Genomic DNA, 1,486 nt, shown 5'->3' with positions numbered 1-1,486 from the left:
ATGACCCGTACGGGATTCGAACCCATGTTACCGCCGTGAAAGGGCGGTGTCTTAAACCACTTGACCAACGGGTCATAACTAAACGGAGAAGGAGAGATTCGAACTCTCGCGCCGCTTCCGCGACCTATACCCTTAGCAGGGGCACCTCTTCAGCCACTTGAGTACTTCTCCATAATGGGCCTAAATGGACTCGAACCATCGACCTCACGCTTATCAGGCGTGCGCTCTAAACCAGCTGAGCTATAGGCCCATATAAAGCGGGTAACGAGAATCGAACTCGCGACAACAGCTTGGAAGGCTGTGGTTTTACCACTAAACTATACCCGCAATATAATGAGATATATTTAATGGCGCGGGACGGAATCGAACCGCCGACACATGGAGCTTCAATCCATTGCTCTACCGACTGAGCTACCGAGCCATTTAACCATTCAGAAGTTATGATTACTACATCCGGGTAACCAAACATAGTAACGGTCCGTACGAGACTCGAACTCGTGATCTCCTGCGTGACAGGCAGGCGTCCTAAACCAACTAGACCAACGGACCAAATTGCGGGAGTAGGGTTTGAACCTACGACCTTCGGGTTATGAGCCCGACGAGCTACCAGACTGCTCCATCCCGCGATAATATAAAAGGAGGATGAGAGATTCGAACTCTCGCGTGATTTTACTCACCTGACGGTTTTCAAGACCGTTCCCTTCAGCCAGACTTGGGTAATCCTCCATAAATAACACATACAAGTGCCCTCTGGTGATGGACCTTGTAGGACTCGAACCTACGACCGAACGGTTATGAGCCGTTTGCTCTAACCAACTGAGCTAAAGGTCCAGTTCAAGTCTAAATCGCGGCGGGGGGGATCGAACCCTCGACCTCTCGGGTATGAACCGAACGCTCTAGCCAGCTGAGCTACACCGCGAAGTGTTAAATAAATTTTATTTATTTAATCGGGAAGACAGGATTCGAACCTGCGACCCCCTGGTCCCAAACCAGGTGCTCTACCAAGCTGAGCTACTTCCCGTTAAAATGCACCCAGTAGGAGTCGAACCTACAACCTTCTGATTCGTAGTCAGACACTCTATCCAGTTGCGCTATGGGTGCAAAATGATGATTGATGCTTTGTACCTCTCGGTACGAAGCGGAAGACGGGATTCGAACCCGCGACCCCCACCATGGCAAGGTGATGTTCTACCACTGAACTACTTCCGCAAAATGCCGACTAGAAGATTCGAACTTCCGACCCCCTGTTTACAAGACAGGTGCTCTACCAACTGAGCTAAGTCGGCATAGCCAGTATCTGTTCAATATCTAATTGCCAAACGCCCGAAGGCGAATGAGCCGTGACAGTCTCGAACTGTCGACCCTCTGATTAAAAGTCAGATGCTCTACCAACTGAGCTAACGGCTCAAATGGAGGATACAGGGCTCGAACCTGTGACCCTCTGCTTGTAAGGCAGACGCTCTCCCAACTGAGCTAATCCTCCAAA

Annotated in this window: 16 tRNA genes; all 16 read right to left on the bottom strand. The window is 50.3% G+C overall.

From position 1 onward, the window contains the following. Position 1 precedes the first annotated feature (1 nt). The 16 genes from NGM66_RS14275 to NGM66_RS14200 all read right to left on the bottom strand — a co-directional run bounded on the left by NGM66_RS14275 (position 2) and on the right by NGM66_RS14200 (position 1,483). Positions 2–74 (bottom strand) — tRNA-Glu (locus NGM66_RS14275). Between the two features lie 9 nt (positions 75–83). Further along, positions 84–171: transfer RNA gene (locus tag NGM66_RS14270), tRNA-Ser, on the bottom strand. Between the two features lie 4 nt (positions 172–175). After that, positions 176–250 (bottom strand) — tRNA-Ile (locus NGM66_RS14265). Positions 251–256: 6 nt separating this feature from the next. Beyond that, positions 257–327, bottom strand: a tRNA-Gly gene (locus NGM66_RS14260). Between the two features lie 21 nt (positions 328–348). Further along, positions 349–421, bottom strand: a tRNA-Phe gene (locus tag NGM66_RS14255). 53 nt (positions 422–474) lie between these two features. Next, positions 475–549: transfer RNA gene (locus NGM66_RS14250), tRNA-Asp, on the bottom strand. A 3-nt stretch (positions 550–552) separates the two neighbouring features. Further along, a tRNA-Met gene (locus NGM66_RS14245) sits at positions 553–626 on the bottom strand. Positions 627–636: 10 nt separating this feature from the next. Next, positions 637–726 (bottom strand) — tRNA-Ser (locus NGM66_RS14240). A 31-nt stretch (positions 727–757) separates the two neighbouring features. Then, positions 758–831, bottom strand: a tRNA-Ile gene (locus NGM66_RS14235). 14 nt (positions 832–845) lie between these two features. Then, positions 846–919: transfer RNA gene (locus tag NGM66_RS14230), tRNA-Met, on the bottom strand. A gap of 28 nt (positions 920–947) precedes the next feature. After that, positions 948–1,021: transfer RNA gene (locus tag NGM66_RS14225), tRNA-Pro, on the bottom strand. 6 nt (positions 1,022–1,027) lie between these two features. Next, positions 1,028–1,101: transfer RNA gene (locus tag NGM66_RS14220), tRNA-Arg, on the bottom strand. A 36-nt stretch (positions 1,102–1,137) separates the two neighbouring features. Continuing rightward, positions 1,138–1,209, bottom strand: a tRNA-Gly gene (locus NGM66_RS14215). Between the two features lie 4 nt (positions 1,210–1,213). Beyond that, positions 1,214–1,286 (bottom strand) — tRNA-Thr (locus NGM66_RS14210). Between the two features lie 48 nt (positions 1,287–1,334). Then, positions 1,335–1,407, bottom strand: a tRNA-Lys gene (locus NGM66_RS14205). 3 nt (positions 1,408–1,410) lie between these two features. Beyond that, a tRNA-Val gene (locus NGM66_RS14200) sits at positions 1,411–1,483 on the bottom strand. Between the last annotated feature and the right edge of the window lie 3 nt (positions 1,484–1,486).

The organism is Levilactobacillus yiduensis (assembly GCF_024718525.1).
In the GTDB taxonomy this organism is placed as follows: domain Bacteria; phylum Bacillota; class Bacilli; order Lactobacillales; family Lactobacillaceae; genus Levilactobacillus; species Levilactobacillus yiduensis.
Note: the sequence above shows the minus strand (reverse complement) of the source record. Positions and strands in the feature narration are given on the sequence as shown.